Consider the following 1669-nt stretch of genomic DNA (forward strand, 5'->3'; position numbering starts at 1 on the left):
CGACGGCCTGACGGATGCGGGCGGTGCGGGTGTTGTCGTTGTCGGCGACGGTCATCGCATTGCCACGCCATTCGAAACCGCTGCCGAACCAGGCGGTGACGAAGAGAGCCGGCAGCAGGAGGTCGCGGATCAGCATGGCCGGCAGGATGCGCCAGCCGCTCGGCCAGCCATAGGCGCGGGCGAGCACGATTTCGCCGGCATACCAGGCGGCGAGGTAAACGAACGGAGCGGCAAGCGGCAGCGTTCCTGTCGCGGCGAGCGTGATCATGGCCGCCATGGGCAGGGCGGCGCCGGTGAAGATTTCGGGCAGGAAATAGAGCGGGAAGGAAGCGCGGCGCAGGCGGGCCCAGCGCAACTGGCGCTTCCAGACGGCCGCGATGTCGCGCTTTCCGAGCGGCTGCGGGAAGGGTTCGTGCACGAGCCTGACCTTGAGGCCGGCACTGCGGATCAAAATCGTGGCGGCGGCATCCTCGGCCACTTCTTCACCGAGCCGTTCGAAGCCGCCAAGATGCGTGATCAGCTGGCGGCTGAAGAGCATCGACTTGCCCTGAGCGAAGCCGAAGCCGGCGGCATCGGCAAAAAGCTGCCAGCGGGCCTGGAAACTGTCCAGCCAGGCGCTTTCGAGAAGGGCGCCGAAATTTACCGGCTCGGTGCCGGCCGGTGGCGAGCAGACAAGGCCCGTCTCGCTGTCCCAGCGCGCCATCATTCGATCAATCGTGTCTGACGGCATCAGGACGTTGCTGTCGGTCATGACGATCCAGTCGTGGCGGGCGGAGCGCCAGCCCTTGACCACGTTGTTCATCTTCGGATTAACGCTGAACAGGTCCTCGCCGACCAGCAGGCGCGCTGCGATATGCGGTTGCTCGGCCATCAGGCGGCGGACAAGCGCTGCGGCGGGATCATCCGCCTTAGCGACACAAAAGAGAATTTCGTAAGCTGGCCAGTCGAGCTTGAAGGAGGAGGCCAGGCAACGTTCGAGATTGTTTTCCAGGCCGCAGATCGGGCGGATGAGGGTGACCGGCGGGCGGGGTGCCGGATGGCCTTCGCGCTTCCGGTGGCGCAGTTTGACGGCGATGACGAAGGCAATGCTTGCTAGCTGGGCGAAAAGTGCGAGCGCGGCGAACCAGATCAAAAGTGTCATGGCGAGTCTCCGGAATATCAGTTTCCGATAACACCGCTGTGTGACAGTTCGGCGAAGCCCGGTCCGGCCCGGGAAGACGTGGGCTTCAGTCCTTCGATCGCAGCGCCTGCAGCAGCTTGAAACCGAGGATGGCGGCAACCGCGCCGGTCGCCAGGAAACCGCTGATGCTGCCGCTGATTTCCGCAATTTCGGTGACACTTTCGCTGAAGGTCGCGCCGAGGCCCGTATAGAGCCCGACCCAGACCGTTTCTCCGAGAATGCCGGAAAGTGTGAAGCGCATCCAGGAGAAGCCGGAGGCGCCGGCCATCAGATTGAGATAGGGGCCGAGCGGCGAGAGTAGCCAGCGGGTGAGGAAGACGGCGACATTGCCGCGCTCGTCCATTTCATGCTGCGCGCGTTCGATCGCTTTGCGCCGCGCTGGATTGCGAGCGACGATCGGCACTAGCCGCCGTCCCGCAGTCCAGCCGAGCACGTAGCCCAATTGGTCGCCGACGACGGCCGAGACGAGGGCGACCGCCATCACGATCC

At 64.7% G+C, this 1669-nt stretch carries 2 protein-coding genes; both read right to left on the reverse strand.

Annotated features, from left to right (window positions below; genetic code table 11):
- The coding region (locus ACK4FJ_RS20175) for a ceramide glucosyltransferase (protein WP_409768795.1) at positions 1-1141 on the reverse strand (1141 nt) is incomplete at its 3' end.
- An 85-nt stretch (positions 1142-1226) separates the two neighbouring features.
- Positions 1227-1669, reverse strand: a 443-nt coding sequence (locus tag ACK4FJ_RS20180; RefSeq protein ID WP_409768798.1) for a DedA family protein, incomplete at its 5' end; no start/stop codon positions are given.

Origin of the sequence: Ferrovibrio sp. (assembly GCF_046297595.1) — a bacterium.
GTDB lineage: Bacteria > Pseudomonadota > Alphaproteobacteria > Ferrovibrionales > Ferrovibrionaceae > Ferrovibrio.